The sequence below is a fragment of the Rhodovulum sp. DZ06 genome (assembly GCF_050586345.1).
In the GTDB taxonomy this organism is placed as follows: domain Bacteria; phylum Pseudomonadota; class Alphaproteobacteria; order Rhodobacterales; family Rhodobacteraceae; genus JBOCEF01.
Genome location: NZ_JBOCEF010000006.1, coordinates 69,900 through 89,382 on the forward strand (window position 1 = coordinate 69,900; position 19,483 = coordinate 89,382).

Annotated in this window: 14 protein-coding genes; 1 reads left to right on the forward strand and 13 read right to left on the reverse strand. The window is 70.9% G+C overall.

Features of this window, described 5'->3' with window-relative positions; genetic code table 11:
- Positions 1-4: 4 nt before the first annotated feature.
- The 12 genes from cueR to ACQ5SO_RS04550 form a co-directional block, all read right to left on the reverse strand.
- Positions 5-427 carry a Cu(I)-responsive transcriptional regulator gene (gene cueR / locus ACQ5SO_RS04495; protein WP_430940386.1) on the reverse strand — a complete coding sequence of 141 codons (423 nt, stop codon included), beginning with the start codon at positions 425-427 and terminating at the stop codon, positions 5-7.
- Complete coding sequence (locus tag ACQ5SO_RS04500) at positions 424-2,805, reverse strand: heavy metal translocating P-type ATPase (protein ID WP_430940387.1); 2,382 nt, start codon at positions 2,803-2,805, stop codon at positions 424-426. The genes cueR and ACQ5SO_RS04500 overlap by 4 nt, the downstream gene beginning before the upstream one ends.
- A 97-nt stretch (positions 2,806-2,902) precedes the next feature.
- Positions 2,903-3,934, reverse strand: coding sequence for a glycosyl transferase family protein (locus ACQ5SO_RS04505; RefSeq protein WP_430940388.1), 1,032 nt, complete (start codon positions 3,932-3,934; stop codon positions 2,903-2,905).
- On the reverse strand, positions 3,931-6,645 hold the full coding sequence (locus ACQ5SO_RS04510) for a molybdopterin-dependent oxidoreductase (RefSeq protein WP_430940389.1): 2,715 nt from the start codon (positions 6,643-6,645) through the stop codon (positions 3,931-3,933). Before ACQ5SO_RS04510 ends, ACQ5SO_RS04505 begins: the two co-directional genes overlap by 4 nt.
- On the reverse strand, positions 6,642-6,977 hold the full coding sequence (gene nirD, locus ACQ5SO_RS04515; RefSeq protein WP_430940390.1) for a nitrite reductase small subunit NirD: 336 nt from the start codon (positions 6,975-6,977) through the stop codon (positions 6,642-6,644). The genes ACQ5SO_RS04510 and nirD overlap by 4 nt, the downstream gene beginning before the upstream one ends.
- Positions 6,974-9,412, reverse strand: a complete 2,439-nt coding sequence (gene nirB / locus ACQ5SO_RS04520) for a nitrite reductase large subunit NirB (RefSeq protein WP_430940391.1) — start codon at positions 9,410-9,412, stop codon at positions 6,974-6,976. Before nirB ends, nirD begins: the two co-directional genes overlap by 4 nt.
- A gap of 18 nt (positions 9,413-9,430) precedes the next feature.
- Entirely contained in the window at positions 9,431-10,387 is a 957-nt protein-coding gene (locus ACQ5SO_RS04525) for a GAF domain-containing protein (RefSeq protein ID WP_430940392.1), read from the reverse strand.
- Positions 10,387-12,066 (reverse strand): ABC transporter ATP-binding protein, encoded by a 1,680-nt coding sequence (locus ACQ5SO_RS04530; protein WP_430940393.1) that lies wholly within the window; start codon positions 12,064-12,066, stop codon positions 10,387-10,389. The genes ACQ5SO_RS04525 and ACQ5SO_RS04530 overlap by 1 nt, the downstream gene beginning before the upstream one ends.
- A gap of 14 nt (positions 12,067-12,080) precedes the next feature.
- The gene (locus ACQ5SO_RS04535; protein ID WP_430940394.1) at positions 12,081-13,172 is read right to left on the reverse strand and encodes an ABC transporter permease; all 1,092 of its coding nucleotides are present in this window, start codon (positions 13,170-13,172) and stop codon (positions 12,081-12,083) included.
- Positions 13,173-13,327: 155 nt separating this feature from the next.
- Complete coding sequence (locus ACQ5SO_RS04540; protein ID WP_430940395.1) at positions 13,328-14,692, reverse strand: CmpA/NrtA family ABC transporter substrate-binding protein; 1,365 nt, start codon at positions 14,690-14,692, stop codon at positions 13,328-13,330.
- A gap of 420 nt (positions 14,693-15,112) precedes the next feature.
- Positions 15,113-16,288 carry an ABC transporter substrate-binding protein gene (locus tag ACQ5SO_RS04545; RefSeq protein ID WP_430940396.1) on the reverse strand — a complete coding sequence of 392 codons (1,176 nt, stop codon included), beginning with the start codon at positions 16,286-16,288 and terminating at the stop codon, positions 15,113-15,115.
- Complete coding sequence (locus tag ACQ5SO_RS04550) at positions 16,285-16,869, reverse strand: ANTAR domain-containing response regulator (RefSeq protein ID WP_430940397.1); 585 nt, start codon at positions 16,867-16,869, stop codon at positions 16,285-16,287. Before ACQ5SO_RS04550 ends, ACQ5SO_RS04545 begins: the two co-directional genes overlap by 4 nt.
- Before the next feature lie 261 nt (positions 16,870-17,130).
- On the opposite strand from ACQ5SO_RS04550, the gene ACQ5SO_RS04555 reads away from it, so the two are divergent.
- Entirely contained in the window at positions 17,131-18,345 is a 1,215-nt protein-coding gene (locus tag ACQ5SO_RS04555; protein ID WP_430940398.1) for a CaiB/BaiF CoA transferase family protein, read from the forward strand.
- Positions 18,346-18,398: 53 nt separating this feature from the next.
- Here the strand turns inward: ACQ5SO_RS04555 and ACQ5SO_RS04560 are convergent, their stop codons facing one another.
- The gene (locus tag ACQ5SO_RS04560; protein WP_430940399.1) at positions 18,399-19,214 is read right to left on the reverse strand and encodes a formate/nitrite transporter family protein; all 816 of its coding nucleotides are present in this window, start codon (positions 19,212-19,214) and stop codon (positions 18,399-18,401) included.
- Positions 19,215-19,483 lie beyond the last annotated feature (269 nt).

Here is a 19,483-nt window from a genome sequence, read left to right on the forward strand (position 1 = left end):
CGCCTCAGCCCGGCTCCGCGCAGCCCTTGCGGCAGCCGTCGGCATGGCCCGCCAGCCCTTCGAGGATCGGGCAATCCGGGTGCTCGTTCCCCGCGCAGGCGGTCATCAGCCCGGCCAGCGTGTCCCGCATCTCGCGCAGCTCTTCCATCTTGGCGTCGATCTCGGCCAGGTGGGTGCGCGCCAGCGCGTGGACGTCGGCGCTGGCCCGCTCGCGGTCCTGCCACAGCGACAGCAGCGCGCGCACCTGCTCGATGGAGAATCCCAGCCCCCGCGCCCGGCCGATGAAGGCCAGCACGTGCAGGTCCCGGTCGCCGAAATCGCGGTAGCCGTTGAGGTCCCTTGCCGGGGTCAGCAGCCCGATCTCCTCGTAATACCGGATGGTCTTGGCGGGCAGCCCGCTGGCCTTGGCGGCGGCGCCGATATTCATGCCGACCCCTCCGGCGTCCAGCGTTTCAGCAGCAGCGCGTTGGCTGCGACGCTGACGGAACTGGCGGCCATCGCGGCGCCCGCGACCCCCGGGTCCAGCAGCCCCGCCGCGGCGACCGGCAGGCAGACGGCGTTATAGGCGAAGGCCCAGAACAGGTTCTGCCGGATCTTGCGCGCGGTGGCGTTGGCGATGGAGAGCGCCGCGGGAACCAGCGTCAGCTTCTTGCGCAGCAGCGTGACGCCCGCCGAGGCCAGCGCCGCATCCGCGCCGCCGCCCATGGCCATGCCGAGTTCCGCCGCCGCCAGCGCGGGCGCGTCGTTGATCCCGTCGCCGATCATCGCGACATGGCGGCCCTGGGACTGGAGCTCGGCCAGCGCCTCGGTCTTCTGGCCGGGGCGCAGGGCGGCCTTCACCTCGTCGATCCCGGCGGCCTCGGCGATGCGGGCGGCGGCCTCGGGGGAATCGCCGGTCAGCATCACCACCGACAGCCCGCGCGCCTTCAGCGCCGCCACCGCCTCGGCCGCATCCTCGCGCAGCGTGTCCGACAGGGCGAAGAGCGCGACCGGCGCGCCGTCCTTCGCCAGCAGCACCACGGTGCGGCCGGCGCCGGTCAGGGCCTGGGCGTCCACCTCCGCTCCCGGGGCGGCGAATTCGGGGCGGCCCATGCGGACCTGCGCGCCCTCGATGCGGGCCTCGACCCCCTCGCCGATCACGGCGCGGAACTCTTCGGCCTCGGGGGCGCTCACGCCCTCCGCCGCCGCCAGCACCGCGCGGCCCAGAGGGTGCTCGGACCCCGCCTGCACCGCGGCGGCCAGCGCCAGCGCCTCCGCCCGCGTGCCCGAGAGCACCCGGATCTCGTCCACCTGCGGGGCGCCGAGGGTCAGCGTGCCGGTCTTGTCGAAGGCGATGGCGTCGACGCGGCCCGCGCGCTCCAGCGTCTCCACGTCCCGGATCAGGATCCCGGCCTTGGCCGCCGCGCCGGTCCCGGCCACGAGGGCCGCGGGGGTGGCGAGGCCGAGCGCGCAGGGGCAGGCGATCACCAGCACCGACAGCGCGGCCGAGAACGCCGCGTCGACCGAGCCGCCGAAGGCCAGCCAGCCGACGAGGGTCAGCAGCGAGAATGCCAGCACCGCGGGCACGAAGATGGCGGAGATCCGGTCGACGAGCCGCTGGATCGGGGCCTTGCCGGTCTGCGCCTCGGCCACCATCCGGGCGATGCGCGCGACGGTGCCGTCGGCGCCGACCGCCTCGGCCCGCACGCGGACCAGGCCGGGGCCGTTGACCGACCCGGCGATCACCTTGTCGCCGGTGCGGCGGGTGGCGGGCAGCGGCTCACCCGTCACCAGGCTCTCATCCACCTCGGTCTCGCCCTTGATGATCTCGCCATCCACGGCGATGCGCTCGCCGGGGCGGACCACGACGACGTCGCCCAGCACCACTTGGGCGATGGGCACGGTCTCCTCCTTGCCCGCGCGGCGGATCACGGCCTCTTCGGGGCGCAGGGCCATCAGCGCGCGCAGCGCCTCGGCGGCTGAGGCCTTGGCGCGCGATTCCAGCCACTTGCCGAACAGCACGAGGGTGACGATCACCGCCGCCGCCTCGAAATAAAGCCGCCCGGCGGCGTCGGCGCCGTGGAGCGCGATCATCATCAGCGAGTAGACCACCGCGGCGGTGGAGCCGAGCGAGACCAGCACGTCCATGTTGCCCGCGCGCGCCTTGACCGCCGCCCAGGCCCCGCGGTGGAAGCGCCGCCCGATCCACGCCCAGACCGGGATCGCCAGCGCGGCCTCGGCCCAGACCGGCAGATGCGCGGGAACGCCCAGCACCATCAGGATCATCGTGGTCACCATCGGCGCGGTCAGCAGCGCGCCGAGGATCAGCTCGTTGCGGTCGCGGGCGGCGCGGGCGGCCTCTTCCTCCGCCGCGGCCTCGGACCCGTCATCTTCGAGCCGCGCGTCATAGCCCGCCTTGCGCACCGCCTCGATCAGGGCGGGGGCGTCGGTTTCCCCGGCGGCGATGCGGATGTCGGCGGTTTCGGTGGCGAGGTTCACCGAGGCGCGGATGACGCCCGGCGCGGCGGCCAGCGCCCGCTCCACCCGCCCGGCGCAGCCCGCGCAGGTCATCCCCGACAGCGCCAGCGCCACCCGGGTTTCGCGCACCGCGAAGCCGGTGGCGGCGACCGCCTCGGCGGCGTCGGACAGGGCGATGGGCCCGCGCAGGGTGGCGCGTTCGAGCGCCAGGTTCACCTCGGCCCCCTCGGCCCCCGGCAGGGCGGCGAGCGCCTTTTCCACCCGCCCGGCGCATCCGGCGCAGTTCATCCCCGCGACCTGGAAGGTCAGGGCGTGGCGTTCATCCAGCAGGGCGCGGTCTTCGGGCATGGGGAAACCTCCGGCGGCAGGGCGTCTGCTCCGGGATATGGGGCTTCCAGTCACGGGAAGGTCAAGGGGCGGGAGCGAAGTTTCTTTCGCGGGCGGATCAGGCGGCCAGCGCCGCCCGGTCGCGCGCGGTCCAGAGGGTCGCCGCCGCCTCGTCCGCCTCCTCCGCCGTGCCCGCGACGCCGAGGGTCATCAGCGCCAGCGCCGCGGTGCCGGTGACGACGGCCTCGGCGAACGGGTCCTCGGCCGCGCCGGTCCAGAGGGCGGGCAGGCGCCCCGGGTCCGCGTCGCCGTCCTTCAGGCGGCGGGATTCGTCGACCAGCGCCGGGGCCTCGGCGATGAAGGGGGCGCCGCCGCGCAGCCCTTCGAGGGTGACGGTCTTGGACGGGTGGCGCTCGAACTCGCCGCCGCCGCCCTTGATCGCGGTCATCGCCATCTCGCCGAGCACCTCGGCCGCGCCGCGGGCGAGGGGGCGGTAGGGCGGGTGGAACACGCCCTCGACCTGCGCATCGGCGGCGGAGGGGTTCCAGGCCCTGAGCGCGGTGTTGACCGCGGACCGAAGGCCCAGCCGTTCGCGCAGGCGCAGCACGCCGAGGAGCTCCGCGTCGATGCATTCGAGCGGCGCATAGGCGAGGCCGCCGCCCGCTAGCGCGTCGCGCGCCGCATCGGGCGTCCGCGTCACCGGGATCCCGGCGGCGGAGAGGGATTCGCGCGGATCGGCCATGCCGGGGTGCGAGTTCCAGCCATGCAGCATCACCGGGAACCCCGCCTGCGCCACCAGCCGGGCGGAGAGGAGGAACCAGGGCAGCCCGCGGGATTTGCCCGCGGCATAGCTCGGCCAGTCCAGCGCCGCGCCGACCCCGGCCCAGGCGCCGGAGCGGGCGCGCATGGCGTCGACGAAGCCCGCGATCTCCTCGGGGCTCTCGCCGCGATAGCGCATCAGCATCAGCAGGGCGCCCACCGCCTCGGGGGCTGCGCGGCCCGCGAGGATGGCGGTCATGGCCTGCGCGGCTTCCTCGCGGGTCAGGTTGCGCGACCGGCCCGGCCCGCGCCCGAGGGCGCGGACCAGCTGGCTCAGGTCATCGTAAGGGGCGGCGTCTGCCCTGGGGGCGGCGTCGTCTGCTGGCGTCACTCTGCGGCTTCCTTCCGGGCGGCGATGGCGCCGTCCAGAATGGCCCGGATTTCCGGGCGACACGAGCCGCAATTCGTCCCGGCCCGCAGCACGTCGCCCACCGCCTCGACGCTGGTCAGGCCCTGGCCCGCGATGGCGGCGAGGATGGTGTTCACCCCGACGTCGAAACAGGCGCAGACGATGGCGCCCGGATCGGGCATGTCGGCGCCCGGGCGGCCTGCCAGCAGCGGCAGCGCCGGGCCGTCCCCGTCCAGCGCGGCGACCACGTGGCCCCGCGCCACCTGCACCGGCTCGGGCGCGGCGAAGAGGACGGCGGCCACGCGGTCCTCGACCAGCAGCGCGACGCGGGCGATGCCGCGGGCGGCGTCGATCACGCAGGCGGTCGCGGCGTGCGGAAGGCCGAAGAGGTCGCGCGCGAAATTCTCCCAGTCCGCGGGGGCCGCGTCATGGGCGAGTTCCGCGCGCCAGCCGGTTTTCGTGCGGGCGCGGGACCAGTAGGCGGTTTTCGGGCGGAATTCGCCGCGCGCGGCGGCGAAGCCGTGCCAGGCGGCGCGGAAGCGGCGGGCCGAGACGGCGGCGCTCTTCAGCTCGGGCTGGCCCGAGACGGGGTCCACGACCGGCTCGGGCAGGGCGCAGACCCGGCCCGTGGGCGCGTATTCGCCGGTCCAGTGCATCGGCGCGAACAACACCCCGGGCCGGGTCTTGTCCGTCACCAGCACCCGCAGGATCGACGTGCCGCGGTCCGAGGAAACCTCGGCCAGGTCGGCGGGTTTCAGCCCGCAGGCGGCGGCGTCCTCGGGATGCACCTCCAGCCACGGCTCGCCCATGTGCTGGGACAGGCGCGGGGATTTGGCCGTGCGGGTCATGGTGTGCCAGTGGTCCCGCGCGCGGCCCGTGTTCAGGCGCAGCGGGCGGGCGGCGGTGAGCTGCTGGGCCGGTTCGCGCAGCTCCAGCGCCAGCATCCGGCCCTTGCCCGAGGGCGTGAAGAACTTGCCGTCGGCGAAGAAGCGCCCGCCCTTGCGCGGCCCGGCGAGGGGCCAGCGGAACGGGGCCATCCCGTCATAGCCCTCGCGGGACAGCCCGGCATGGTCCGAGATGTCGAAGTCGCGCCCCAGCTTGCCCGCGACGCCGGACAGCGCGGCGTGCTCGCGGTAGACCGCGGCCTCATCCTCGAAATCGAAGCCGTCGAAGCCCATGGCCTGCGCGACGTCGCAGATGATCTTCCAGTCGGCCCGCGCCTTGCCCGGCGCCGGAAGGAACGGCCGCTGGCGGGAGATGGTGCGGTCCGAATTGGTGACGGTGCCCGATTTCTCGCCCCAGCCCGTGGCGGGGAGGAGCACGTCGGCCAGCCGCGTGGTGTCGGTGGTCTCGATGATGTCCGAGACGGCGACGAAATCGCAGGCCGCGATCGCCTCGCGCACCCCGTCGGCGTCGGGCAGGGACACGGCGGGGTTGGTGGACATGATCCACAGCGCCTTGATCTTGCCCGACCGGCAGGCCTCGAACAGGTCCACCGCCTTCAGCCCCGGCTTGGTGGGGATGGCGGGAGAGGCCCAGAACCCCTGCACCGCCTCGCGATGCGCCGCGTTCTCGATGTCGAGATGCGCGGCCAGCATGTTGGCCAGGCCGCCGACCTCTCGCCCGCCCATGGCGTTGGGCTGGCCGGTGACGCTGAACGGCCCGCTTCCGGGCTTGCCGATGCGGCCGGTGGCGAGGTGGCAGTTGATGATCGCGTTGACCTTGTCGGTCCCGGCGCTGGACTGGTTCACGCCCTGGGACCAGATCGTCACCACCTTCTCGGTGCGGACCCAGAGGTTGATGAACGTCTCCACATCCGCTGCGTCCAGCCCGCAGGCGGCGGCGGCGTTGGCGGCCGTCGTCCCGCGCACCTCGGCGGCGGCTTCGGCGAACCCGTCGACATGGGCGGCGACATAGGCCGCATCCACGGCGCCCTGCTCGATCACCTGGGACAGCACCGCGTTCCACAGCGCCACGTCCGATCCGGGCCGGATCGGCAGGTGCAGGTCCGCGAGGTCCGAGGACGCCGTGCGCCGCGGGTCGATGGTGATCACCTTCATCCCCGGGCGGGCGGCCTTGGCGGCGATCACCCGCTGGTACAGCACCGGGTGCGCCCAGGCGAGGTTGGAGCCGACGAGCACCAGCAGGTCGGTCTCCTCCAGGTCCTCATAGGCCTGGGGGACGCTGTCGGCGCCGAAGGCGCGCTTCATGCCGGCGACCGAGGACGCCATGCAGAGCCGCGAATTGGTGTCGATATTGCCCGAGCCGATCCAGCCCTTCATCAGCTTGTTGGCGACGTAGTAATCCTCGGTCAGCAGCTGGCCGGAGACGTAGAAGGCCACGGAATCGGGGCCGTGATCGCGGATCGCGGCCTGGAATTTCTCGGCCACGAGGCCGATGGCCGCGTCCCAGGACGCATCGCGCCCGCCGACCTTGGGGGTCAGCAGGCGGTCCGCCATGTCGATGGTCTCCCCAAGGGCCGAGCCCTTGGAGCAGAGGCGGCCATAGTTCGCCGGGTGGTCCTTGTCGCCGCGGATCGCCGCGCCGCCCTTGCCGTCGGGCGACGCGATCACGCCGCAGCCGACGCCGCAATAGGGGCAGGCGGTGCGCACGCCGATCTCCGCCGAAGCGGCGCCCTCCGCGCCCGTGCCGCCCGCCCCGTCCAGGCGGCCCGCACCCCCCGGCGCGGTCATGCCGCCCGCTCCGCCCTCAGGGCCGAGACCTCGAGGAGCACGCGCCCCCCGTCCACTTTCGCCGGATGGGTGCGCACCGCGCCTTCATCCGCGCCCTGCGCCTGGCCGGAGTTCAGCGCGAAGACCCAGTTGTGCAGCGGGCAGGTGACCGAGTGGCCATGCACGATGCCGTCCGACAGCGGCCCGCCCTTGTGCGGGCAGCGGTCGTCGGTCGCGAACACCTCGTCGTCATGGGTGCGGAACACCGCGACGCAGCCCCGGGCCGTCTTCACCACGCGGGCGCCGCGGGCGGGGATGTCCTCCAGCGCGCCGATATCGATCCACTCGGTCATTCCGCGGCCTCCTGCGTCAGGTCTGCAAGCGGGCGCAGGCGCGGCGCGTTCTGCGGCGCGGCGAGCTCGGCCCACGGGTCTTTCTGGTAGACGGATTGCGAGAGGTCGAAGCGCTCGACCAGCGCGCGGCGGTTCTCAAGGTCGTCGACCACCTGTTCCTTGACCCAATCAAGGCCGACCTTGGCGACCCATTTGTACATGCGGTCGAGGTACTTGCCCCCCTCGCGGTAGAGCTGGATCGTGGCGACGATCAGGTCCATCGCCTCCTCTTCCGTCGCGGCGGTGGCGAGGGCCTCGGTCTCCTTCACGTCCATCCCGGCGGCGCCGGCGATGGAGACCTGGAACCCCGAGTCCACGCAGATCACGCCCACGTCCTTGCAGGTCGCCTCGGCGCAGTTGCGCGGGCAGCCGGAGACGCCGAGCTTGACCTTGTGCGGGGTCCAGGAGCCCCAGAGGCGTTTCTCGAGCTTGATGCCGAGGCCGGTCGAATCCTGGGTCCCGAAGCGGCACCAGTCCGACCCGACGCAGGTCTTCACCGTGCGCAGGCCCTTGGAATAGGCGTGGCCCGAGACCATCCCGGCGGCGTTCAGATCGGCCCAGATGGCGGGCAGGTCCTCTTTCTTCACGCCCAGAAGGTCGATGCGCTGGCCGCCGGTCACCTTCACCACCGCGCCGTATTTCTGCGCGGCCTGGGCGATGGCGATCAGCTCCTCGGGCGTGGTCATGCCGCCCCACATCCGGGGCATGACGCTGAAGGTGCCGTCCTTCTGGATGTTCGCGTGCGCGCGTTCGTTGATGAAGCGGCTCTGCGGGTCGTCCTTGTACTCCACCGGCCAGTCGGCCAGCAGGTAGAAGTTCAGCGCCGGGCGGCAGACATGGCAGCCGCAGGAGGTCTTCCACTCCAGCTCCTGCATCACCGCGGGCATGGATTTCAGCTCCTTCGCCTTGATCAGGCGGCGGACGTCCTCATGCGGAAGATCGGTGCATTTGCAGATCGGCTTGGCGGTCGGCGCCTCGAACGCATCCCCGAGGGTGAGGGCGAGCACCTGTTCCACCAGGCCCGTGCAGGTCCCGCAGGACGCGCTGGCCTTGGTGGTCGCCTTCACGGCGTCGAGATCCCCCGCGCCGTTCTGGATGGCGGAGACGATGGTTCCCTTGCACACGCCGTTGCAGCCGCAGATCTCCGCATCATCCGGCAATGCTGCAACGGCCGCCATAGGGTCCAGCGCGGCCCCCCCGGCATAGGCGGGGCCGAAGATCAGCGTCTCGCGGGTCTCGGAGACGTCGGTCCCGGCCTTCATCTCGCCGAAGAACCAGTTCCCGTCGCCGGTCTCGCCGTACATCACGACGCCGATGATCTTCTCGTCCTTGATCACGAGGCGCTTGTAGACGCCGCGGGCGGCGTCGCGGAACACGATCTCTTCGCGCCCCTCGCCGTCGGCGAAATCGCCGGCCGAGAACAGGTCCACCCCGGTGACCTTCAGCTTGGTCGCGGTGACGACGGGGATGAACTGCGCCGGCTCGGCGGTCAGGGTCTTGGCGATCACCTTGGCCTGGTCATAGAGCGGCGCGACGAGGCCGAAGACCTGGCCGTCATGCTCGACGCATTCGCCGAGGGCGAGGATGTCGGGGTCCGAGGTGATCATCTGGTCGTTGACGATCACGCCGCGGTTCACCTCCAGCCCCGCGGATTTCGCCAGCGCGGTCGAGGGGCGGATGCCCACGGCCATGCAGACGATGTCCGCCGGGATCTCGGTTCCGTCGTCGAGGCGCACGCCCTCGACCTTGCCGTTCCCGTAGATCTCCTTGGTGTTGGCCCCGCAGCGGATGTCGAGGCCGCGGCGCTCGAGATCCTGCTGCAGCAGGTAGCCCGCGGCGGGGTCCAGCTGCCGCTCCATCAGGTGGCCCATCAGGTGCAGGACTGTGACCTCCATGCCGCGCAGGCGCAGGCCCGCCGCGGCTTCGAGGCCGAGGAGCCCGCCGCCGATCACCACCGCGCGGGCGCCGGGTTTGGCGGCGGCGTCGATCATCGCGTTGGTGTCTTCAAGGTCGCGATAGGCCAGCACGCCGGGCAGGTCATGCCCGGGGCAGGGGATGATGAACGGGTCCGAGCCGGTGGCGACGATCAGCTTGTCATACGCCACGTCGCCGTTCTCGCCCTTCACCACCTTGGCGGCGCGGTCGATGCCCAGCACCTTCTCGCCGAAGCGGCAGGTCACGCCGTTCGCCGCGTACCAGGCGTCGTCATGGGTGACGATTTCCTCGTAGGTCTTCTCGCCCGACAAGACGGGAGAGAGCATGAGGCGGTTGTAATTGCCGCGCGGCTCGGCGTTGAAGAGGGTCACGTGATAGGCGTCGGGGGCGGCGTCGAACAGGTGTTCGAGCGCGCGGCCCGAGGCCATGCCTGCGCCGATGACGACGAGTTTCTGGGTCATGTCATGCGCCTTTCGTGATCAGAAATACCAGGCGGCGACTTGCGCCAGCCGGCCCTTGCGGTGAATGGGAAGCGCGACGCAGGAGGCCCAGCCCGCGGGAAGCCCCGCCGCCTCGGGCCCGCCGACCGCGACGGGGGCGCCGGTGGCGGCCACGCGGCCGATGGGCCCCTGCCAGGGCGCCGCGCGCCGCGGCTGGCCCCAGAGCGGGCCGCGCCGGTCGCAGACCCCGTCCACCAGGATCATGTCGCGCCCGTCCTTGCCCGAGCCGCCGGCGGCGTCCCAGATCTCGAACCGGCCCGCGATGGGGGCGGATTTCGCGGACAGAAGCGCGAGGGCCAGCGTTTCGCCGCCCGGTAGCTCCAGCGGGATGCCGAGGCCGGTGGTCAGCCCCGCCTCGCCCGCCGCCTCGGCCCGCACGAAGCGGAACGATCCGCCGAGGTCGCGCAGCAGCATCGCCGCCTGCGCCGCCCAGGCGCCGCCCGGCAGGCCCTTGCCGCGGGCGAAGCGGGCGGCGCGGGACACCGCCTCGAACGCCTTCGCGGCGCCGTAATAGCCGTCCGAGAGCGCCAGGACCCCCGGCGCGGCCTTGTCCTCGGCCCAGATCTCCACGGCGCCCGAGCGCGCCTCGTCCTCGGCGCACAGCAGCACCGCGACGCCCTTCAGCGCCTGCCCGGCGAAGAAGGGGACGGCGAGGGCGCAGGTCAGCCCCGCCTCGGCCGCCGCCTCGATCCGCACGAAGCCGGACCCGGCGAGCGGGTTGATCAGCACCGGCCGGGCCTCGGCCCAGGCGCGGCCCGGAAGGCCCTCGCCCCTGGCGAAGGACACGTTGCGGCTGGCGTCGCCGAACGCGGTCAACCGCCCGTAATCGGCGCTGGCCAGTATAAGCTTGTCGCCGTCCGGGGAGGGGATCCAGACTTCGACCGCCTCGATGAAGCGCAGCGCCGCGGCGTCCGCGGGGGCGTTCGCGTCGTCCATCACGCGGCCTCCTTCTTGTGGGCGCCGTGCTCGTACTCTTCCAGGAAGGTCAGCAGCTCTTCGCGGTAGGCGTAGTAATCGGGATGCTCCAGCAGCGCCTTGCGGGTGCGCGGGCGCGGCAGCTTCACGTCCATGATCTTGCCGATGGTGGCCTGGGGGCCGTTGGTCATCATCACCACGCGGTCGGCGAGCAGGATCGCCTCGTCGACATCGTGCGTGACGCAGACGGCGGTGACCTTGGTGCGCGACCACACCTCCATCAGCACTTCCTGCAGCTCCCAGCGCGTCAGGCTGTCGAGCATCCCGAAGGGCTCGTCCAGCAGCAGCAGCTTCGGGGACAGGGCGAAGGCGCGGGCGATGCCGACGCGCTGCTTCATGCCGTTCGACATCTCTGCGGCCGACTTGTCCATCGCGTCCCCGAGGCCGACGCGCTCGAGGTAATATTCCACCACGTCCTGCCGCTCGGCCTGGGAGGCCTTGGGGTACACGCGGTCGACGCCGACCGACACGTTCTCCTTGGCCGTCAGCCAGGGGAACAGCGACGGGGACTGGAACACCACCGCGCGCTCGGGGTCGGCGCCCTCGACATGCTTGCCGTCGAGGATGATGCCGCCCTTCGAGATCTCGTTCAGGCCCGCGGTCATGGTCAGCACCGTGGACTTGCCGCAGCCCGAATGGCCGATCAGCGAGATGAACTCCCCCTTCTTCATGGTGAGGTTGAAATCCTCGACCACGGTCAGCGGGCCCTTGGGCGTCGGGTAGATCTTGTGGAGCTGCGAGTACTGCAGGTAGCGGTCGTCGTTGTTCAGGATGCCCGCGTCCGAGGCCGCCGCCTTGGCATAGGCCTGGGGCAGGGCGTGGAGCGGCGTGACGTTGGGCAGGCTGCGCGTGCCCTCGGCCCTGGCGGCGACGCCGACATCCATCAGGTAATTGGTGACCGCGGCGCGCAGGGTCTTGAACGCCTCGTCGTGGTTCATCGCCGCGCGGTCCCGCGGGCGGGAGAGCGTGTTGTCGAACATCTCGCCCAGGGAGCCGTCGGGGTTCAGGCACAGGATGCGGTCGCCCAGAAGGATCGCTTCATCCACGTCGTTGGTGATCAGGATGCAGGTCTTCTTGTCGCCTTCCCAGATCGCCTCGATCTCGTCGCCGAGATTGGCGCGGGTCAGCGCGTCGAGGGCCGAGAGCGGCTCGTCCAGCAGCAGCACCTCGGGGTTCATCGCCAGGGCGCGGGCCACGTTCACCCGCTGGCGCATCCCGCCCGAAAGCTCGGCCGGGCGGCGCAGCGTGGCGTGCGACAGGCCCACCATCTTGATGTAATGGGCGCATTTCTCGGCCTTCTCGGCCTTCGGCATCTTCGGGAACACCGAGTCCAGCGCCAGCATCACGTTGCCCTGGACGGTCAGCCACGGCATCAGCGAGTAGTTCTGGAAGATCACGCCGCGCTCGGGGCCCGGCCCCTCGATCGGCTTGCCGCGGAACAGCACCTCGCCCTTCGACGGCTTCTCGAGGCCCGCCATCAGGTTGATCAGCGTGGTCTTGCCGGTGCCGGAGAAGCCCAGCACCACCAGGAATTCGCCGCTCCGAAGCTGAAGGTCGATGTTCTTGAGGACCTCGTGGCGGCGGGTTCCCTCGCCATAGCCCATCGAGACGTTCTTGAATTCGATGATCGCGTCGGTCATGTCGGCCCCCTCGCTCAGCGGTTCGACGAGAAGGTGAAGAGCGACTGCAGCGCGAACATCAGGCGGTCGAGCAGGAAGCCGATGATGCCGATGGTGAACACCGCGACCATGATCTTGGCGAGCGAGTTGGAGGAGCCGTTCTGGAACTCGTCCCACACGAACTTGCCGAGGCCGGGGTTTTGGGCGAGCATCTCGGCCGCGATCAGCACCATCCAGCCCACGCCGAGGCTCAGCCGCAGCCCGGTGAAGATCAGCGGCAGCGCCGAGGGCAGCACCAGCTTGGTGATCTTGGTGTAGGTGTTCATTTTCAGCACCTTCGACACGGACACCAGGTCCTTGTCGATGGAGGCGACGCCGAGGGCGGTGTTGATCAGCGTCGGCCAGAGCGAGCAGAGCGTGACGGTGATGGCCGAGATCAGGAAGGACTTGGAGAACATCCCCTCGTTCGTCGTGTAGACGGCCGAGACGATCATGGTGACGATGGGCAGCCAGGCGAGCGGCGAGACCGGCTTGAAGATCTGCACCAGCGGGTTGATGCCCGCGTTCGCCATCGGCGACAGGCCCGCCATGATGCCGATCGGCACGGCCACGGCGGTGGCGATCAGGAAGCCGAAGAACACGGTCTGGATCGAGGTCCAGATCTGCGCGTAGTAGGTCGGCGCGCCGGTATAGTCGCGCTCCTTCACCCGGTCGGCATGGCCGGCGGCGATCAGCTTCTCGTTGCGCGCGTCCTGGCGCTCGTAGAACGCGGCCTCCTTGGCCTTCTCGCGCTCGTAATCCTCGTGCAGCACCTCGACCTGCTCCCAGACCTGCGCCGGGCCGGGAATGGCGCCGAGCGAGGTCTGCACCGTCGGCGCCAGCTGCGCCCAGACGAACAGGAACCCGAGGATCGCCAGGAGCGGCACGCCCATCAGGCGCCACAGCTCTCGCGCGTTGGTCTTCACGTCATCACCGGCCGCCATGCGCAGCATCGGGGTGATCCAGGCGAGGCCGAGCACGTTGAACCAGGTCCCGGCCTTGTTGATCCGGGTGAAGATGCGGGCCTTGCGGGCCTCTTTCTCGGCGGCGGCCGAGGCGGCGCCGGGGGCGTCGGGAATGGCGGTCATGACAGGTGTCTCCGGGATCGGGCGGGCCGCCGCGGCGCGGGGGGGCGCCGGGAGCGGTCGGAAGGGCGCGGATCGTCTTGAAAAGGGGCCCCCTTCGCCGCGGGAAGGCGAAGGGGGCGGGGCCGGGGCCGTGGGGGCGCCCCGGCCGGGGGGCTTCAGCCCTCGACGCCGTTGCCGACGACTTTCTGCTCGCCCTTCAGGCCGATGGTGAGCTTCTCGAGATAGGCGTTGGGCGCCTTGCCGTCATAGGTGACGCCGTCGAGGAACTGGCTCTGCGGGGCCTTGTAGCCGTCGGAGTCCCAAGGCACGTCGGCGGCGTCGATATGGCCTTCTTCGACCAGGATCTTCGCGGCTTTCAGGTAGATGTCCGGGCGGTAGACGGACTTGGCGACCTCGTCATACCAGCTGTCCGGCTTGGCCTCGGCGATCTGGCCCCAGCGGCGCATCTGGGTCAGGTACCAGACGGCGTCCGAGTAGAACGGGTAGGTCGCGTTGTAGCGGTAGAACACGTTGAAGTCGGGAACGGCGCGCTTGTCGCCCTTCTCGTACTCGAAGGTGCCGGTCATCGAGGCGGCGATCACCTCGTAATCGGCGCCGACATATTCGGGACGCGACAGGATCTCCACGGCCTCGGGGCGGTTGGCGTTGTCGTTTTCATCCAGCCACTTGGCGGCGCGGATCAGCGCCTTGGTCAGCAGCAGGGTGGTGTTGGGGTTCTCGTCCGTGAACTCCTTGGTCAGGCCGAACACCTTCTCGGGGTTGTCCTTCCAGATCTCGTAATCGGTGATCACCGGCACGCCGATGCCCTTGAACACCGCCTGCTGGTTCCACGGCTCGCCCACGCAGTAGCCGTAGATGGTGCCGGCTTCCATGGTGGCGGGCATCTGCGGCGGCGGGGTCACCGACAGCAGCACGTCGGCGCCGATCTGGCCCGAGACGTTGTCGGGGGAGTAGAAGCCCGGCTTCAGGCCCCCGGCGGCGAGCCAGTAGCGCAGCTCGTAGTTATGGGTCGAGACGGGGAAGACCATGCCCATGTTGAAGGGCTTGCCCTCGGCCTTGTACTTCTCGACCACCGGCTTGAGGGCCGCGGCGCTGATCGGGTGGATCGGCTTGCCGTCGGCGTCATGCGGGATGTGCTTCTTCATCTCGGCCCAGATCTCGTTCGACACGGTGATGCCGTTGCCGTTCAGATCCATCGAGAAGGGGGTGACGATATGCGCCTCGGTGCCGAATCCGATGGTGGCGGCCAGCGGCTGGCCGGCGAGCATGTGGGCGCCGTCGAGCTGGCCGTCGATCACGCGGTCGAGCAGCACCTTCCAGTTGGCCTGCGCCTCGAGGGTGACGAACAGGCCCTCGTTCTCGAAATACCCCTTCTCATAGGCGATCGCGAGCGGCGCCATGTCGGTGAGCTTGATGAAGCCGAACTTCAGCTCGTCCTTCTCGGGGAAGATCATTTCCTGGGCGTTGGCGGCCGACAGGGCGAGGATCGAGGCGGCCATGGCGCCGAACAGGGTTTTCATGCGTCTCTCCTGGGGTGCGGCGCGCCCGGGTTGCGGCAGGGGGCGGCCAGGGTCAGGGGTGAGCGGCGGAACGCTCCGCCGGGGGCGCGACAGGCCGTGGCCCGCGCAGAAGAAAAAGGGCGGCGCCGATACGCAGGCGCCAGGCGGCGTACACGAAGCCTCGCCGCCGGACAGGGAAGACGGCGGCAGGCGGATGAAACGAAAAAAAGGCCGACGAACAGACGAAGCGCGACATCGCGCAGCGTGTGTTCGAGCGGCCTTGCCCGAGAAACCTGTGACGGTGATCTCTCAGAGCGGGGACATCGTCGCCCCCTCTCTGGAACCTAAGATGACTTGATTCCGCATCTTTTCGCAAGCGCAAAAGTCGGTTTTCCGGGCGGAAAACATGCGGTGCCGCATTTTTGGGCGAAAAACGCCGCGTCAGGCCGCTTTCGGGTCGAAGACGCGCCCATCAAAGAAGCAATCCGGCCCGATCAGCATCTCGCCCACCGTGGCCGCGACCTCGGTCGGCACGCTCAGCGCGCCCTCCACCTTCTCCGACGCCGCGGGCATCGGGGCCCCGAGGGGCGCGAGATTCGCGCGGTAGAGGTCGGCGCGGAAACAGGCCCGCGCCGCCGCCTCGGCCTGTTCGACGTCGAGCCCGGTGCGCGCCGCGATCCGCCGTGCGATCCACAGCGCCTGGGACCGCCAGGGGAAATTCGCCGCGCCGCGATGGAACAGCACGAAATCGGGCACGTGCTGTTCGTCCCCGGCGCGCGAGGACGGCAGCCGCCCGGCCAGCGCCCGCTCGATCCGGTCCGCGGGCAGGTCCATGTAGGGGCCGCGCGACAGGATCTCGGCCGCCGTGCCCTGCGCCTCGGGATCCGCCAGCCAGCGGCAGGCGCGCCAGACGGCGCGCATCAGGGCGGCGGTCTTCTCGGGGTTCTCCTCGGTCCAGTCATGCCGGGCGGCGAGGACCTTTTCCGGGGCGAAGCGCCAGATCGCGGCGCCGGGCAGGATCAGCTCGGCCGCGCCCGCCTCCACCGCCTCGGTCCCCCAGGGCTCGCCCACGCAGAACACGTCCACCTCGCCGTTCGCCAGCGCCTCGGGCATCATCGAGGGCGGCACGGTGCGCACGGTCAGCGACGCGGGGGCCGAGAGGCCGAGCGCGTCGAGCCAGTAATAGAGCAGCTCCGCGTGCATCGAGAACGGGAAGGGCGCGGCGACCCGCAGCGGCCGGTCCCCGGCGCAGTCGATCAGCCGCCGGCCCATCCCCGCGGCGTCGAGGAAGCCGGGCATCGGCCCCGCCGCCCGCATCCGCTCGGCCACCGGCTGCGACACGCCGATCACGTCGCCATTGACCGACATCACCATCAGCGCGTCGATCTTCAGCGGCAGCCCGCCGAGGCCCATGGACATCGCCACCGGCACCGGCGCGAGCATGTGCGCGGCGTCGAGCCGGTTGAGCGCGAGCTTGTCGCGCAGCGCCGACCAGGAGCGTTCGCGGCGCAGGCGCAGCTCCAGCCCCTCGGAGGCGGCGAAGCCGAGTTCATGGGCGACCACCAGCGGGGCGCAGTCGCACAGCGGCAGGAAGCCGATATCGAGCGAGACGGTCATTTCAGAAGCTCCGCCGCGGTGACCAGGGAGTCGGCGACCTCGACCACCTTGCGGCCCTGGTCCATCGCCGTCTTGCGCAGCCGCGCATAGGCCTCTTCCTCCGACAGGCCCTTGGCCTTCATCAAGAGGCCCTTGGCGCGGTCGATCACCTTGCGCTCGGCCAGCGCGGCCTTGGTGGCGGCGAGCTCGGCGCGCATCCGGCTGACCATGTGGAACCGGGCGATGGCGGCGTCGAGCACGGGCTTGATCCGCTCCTGCCGCAGCCCGTCGACGACATAGGCCGAGACGCCCGCCTCGATCGCCGCCGCCGCCGCGCCCTCGTCCGTGCGGTCGACGAACATCGCCACCGGCCGCTCCATGGGGCCCGAGGCGAGGGCGAGTTCCTCGAGGATGTCGCGGCTCGGCGCCTCGAGGTCGATCAGCACCAGGTCCGGGTCCTCGCGCTGCAGGCGGCGCGACAGGCCGGAATCGTCGCCGATCACCAGCACCTCGTAATCGCCGGCCTCGACCAGCCCGTCCACGATCATGCGGGCGCGGTCGGGGTCCTTTTCGACCACCACGATCTTGAGCGTGCCGTTCAATCGTCTCTCCCTGGCTGCGGGCCTGTGCGGATGGTGCACTGCAAGGCGCGGGCCATTCAACGGATACCGCGCCGAACAGGGCGCCGGGAAGGCGCATCGCGTCGCGGCGCCGCGGGGTTGGGCGCCCTGCGCCGGCGGCGCCCACCAAGGCGGCGCCTGATGACGGGCGCGCGCGCGCCCCCCTGCGCAGCCCCTTCCTTCCGCCGCGCCGCCCGGTATGCTGCCGCGCGAACCGCCATTCCGCTGACAGGGAGCCCCAGCTTGACCGAAGACGCCTCCGCCGCCGCCCCCGCCGCCCCGGCCGGCCCGCTCGCCGGGCTGCGCGTGCTCGATTTCTCCCGCATCCTGGCCGGGCCCACCTGCACGCAGCTTCTTGGCGACATGGGCGCCGACGTGGTGAAGGTGGAGCGCCCGGGCCTCGGGGACGACACCCGCGCCTGGGGCCCGCCCTTCGTGGTCTCCCCCGAGGGGCCGACGAAGGAGAGCGCCTATTACCTGGCCGCCAACCGCAACAAGCGGTCCATCGCCATCGACATCACCACCGATGAAGGCCGCGACCTGGCGCTGGAGCTGGCGAAGGACGCCGACGTCTTCATCCAGAACTTCAAGACCGGCGACATGGCCCGCCGCGGGCTGGGCTATGACGACATCGCCAAGGTGAACCCCAACATCGTCTACTGCTCGATCTCGGGCTACGGGCAGACGGGGCCGAACAAGGACAAGCCGGGCTATGACCTGATGGCCCAGGGCTTCGGCGGGGTGATGTCGCTGACCGGCGACATCGACGGGCCGCCGATGAAGGTGGGCGTCGGGATCGCCGACGTGATGTGCGGGATGTACGCCACCGTCGCCGTGCTCTCGGCCCTCAATCACCGCCAGAAGACGGGCGAGGGGCAGCATATCGACCTGTCCCTGGTGGACAGCCAGATCGCCTGGATGATCAACGAGGGCGTGAACTACATGCTCTCGGGCCAGGTGCCGCAGCGGCGCGGCAACGGGCATCCGAACATCGTGCCCTACGGCGTGTTCCCCTGCACCGACGGCCACGTGATCGTCGCGGTGGGCAATGACGCGCAGTTCCAGCGGTTCTGCGACCTGCTGGGCGCGCCGGACCTTGCGATGGATGAGCGCTACGAGACCAACCCCGCCCGCCTCGCCAACCGCGACACGCTGAACCCCGCGCTCGAGGCGCTGACGGCGAAATGGGACAAGGAGGCGCTGCGCGCCGAGATGGAGGCCCGCAAGGTGCCCGTCGGCCCGATCCAGGACGTGGGCGAGGTGTTCAATTCCGAGCAGGTGAAGGCCCGCGGGATGCGGGTGACGGTGCCGCACCCGGCGGCGGCCTCGGGCGGGGTGGACCTGATCGGCAACCCGATCAACTTCTCGAAGACCCCGGTGACCTATCGCCGCCACCCCCCGATGTGCGGCGAGCATACCGAGGAAATCCTCGCGGAACTCGCCGCGAAGAAGGGCTGAGGCCAGGCGCGCCCCGGTCCCCGGGGCGCGCCCGCGTCAGATCTACTCGCGCGTCAGATCTCTTCACGGGTTTGCGCGTAGAGGAGCGCGGCGAAGATCCCCGTGCCGCCCAGCACGTTGCCCGCGAAGGCCGGGGCCACGCCCTCGGTCAGCGCCGGGACAAGCCCCATCTCGCCGTTCAGCACCAGCGCGAACAGCTCGGTCGACCCGGCGACCACGTGGCTGAGGCCCGCGGCGCCGATCAGCCAGGTGATGATCACGATCATCACCACCTCGCCCGACCCGCTCAGCCCCGGCAGCATCCACACAAGCGCCGCGATCAGGAAGCCCGCCGGAATGCCGTGGGTGAAGTGCTGCCAGGCGCTCGCCTCGGCATAGTGGCGCGAGATGTAGAGCACCCCGTCCAGCGTCACCGGCGGGATCGCGCCGCCCTTGACCATCACCCAGGCCGCGACCCCGCAGCCCACGAGGTTGGCGAGGAACACGATGGACCAGAGCCGCAGGATCTTGGACAGGTTGCGCCGCCGCGGGTCGAGGAACAGCTGCAGGATCGGGGTGATGGTGTTCTCGGTGAACAGCTGCATCCGCCCGAGGATCACGATCAGGAAGCCGATCGTGTAGCCCATGTTGGTCACCAGCGGCGCCCAGTCGGCATGGGGCAGATGGGCGGCCAGCGCCCCCTTGGCCAGCACCGAGACGCTGATCGCCAGCCCCGCCGCGACCCCCGACCACCACAGCGCGCGGAAGGACCGCGACAGCTCGTGCGCGCCTTCCTGGCGGATGGCCTCGAAGATCACGTTGATCGGGACGGCGGAGAATTGCTTGAGCTGCTCGCGCTCTTCGCGGTTCAGGTGGGCGCTGCGCTGCATGGGATGTCCTCGGGCGGCGGTGATCGATACCGAACAATGAAGCGCGAAACCGCGCGTCGGCAAACGGATATGCGCCCCGGCGCGCCGCCGATGCGCCCGGGCGCGCGCCCGCGGCCGCCTCCCGGTTGCGCCGGGGCGGAGGGCTGCGCGCGGCGCGGGCGCCGGGGGCGGGGGGCGGCGGGCGGCGCCGGGGCCCCTCACGCGGCTTTCATTGGCCATTGCGCGCGCCCGGCCCCAGCTTGGACCCAGTTTTCGCCTGACGGAGCGCC

Coding starts and splice junctions, on each gene's coding strand:
- cueR (WP_430940386.1), bottom strand. CDS start 427: ATGAATATCGGCGCCGCCGCCAAGGCCAGCGGGCTGCCCGCCAAGACC.
- ACQ5SO_RS04500 (WP_430940387.1), bottom strand. CDS start 2,805: ATGCCCGAAGACCGCGCCCTGCTGGATGAACGCCACGCCCTGACCTTC.
- ACQ5SO_RS04510 (WP_430940389.1), bottom strand. CDS start 6,645: ATGACCGCGCCGGGGGGTGCGGGCCGCCTGGACGGGGCGGGCGGCACG.
- nirD (WP_430940390.1), bottom strand. CDS start 6,977: ATGACCGAGTGGATCGATATCGGCGCGCTGGAGGACATCCCCGCCCGC.
- nirB (WP_430940391.1), bottom strand. CDS start 9,412: ATGACCCAGAAACTCGTCGTCATCGGCGCAGGCATGGCCTCGGGCCGC.
- ACQ5SO_RS04525 (WP_430940392.1), bottom strand. CDS start 10,387: ATGGACGACGCGAACGCCCCCGCGGACGCCGCGGCGCTGCGCTTCATC.
- ACQ5SO_RS04530 (WP_430940393.1), bottom strand. CDS start 12,066: ATGACCGACGCGATCATCGAATTCAAGAACGTCTCGATGGGCTATGGC.
- ACQ5SO_RS04535 (WP_430940394.1), bottom strand. CDS start 13,172: ATGACCGCCATTCCCGACGCCCCCGGCGCCGCCTCGGCCGCCGCCGAG.
- ACQ5SO_RS04540 (WP_430940395.1), bottom strand. CDS start 14,692: ATGAAAACCCTGTTCGGCGCCATGGCCGCCTCGATCCTCGCCCTGTCG.
- ACQ5SO_RS04545 (WP_430940396.1), bottom strand. CDS start 16,288: ATGACCGTCTCGCTCGATATCGGCTTCCTGCCGCTGTGCGACTGCGCC.
- ACQ5SO_RS04560 (WP_430940399.1), bottom strand. CDS start 19,214: ATGCAGCGCAGCGCCCACCTGAACCGCGAAGAGCGCGAGCAGCTCAAG.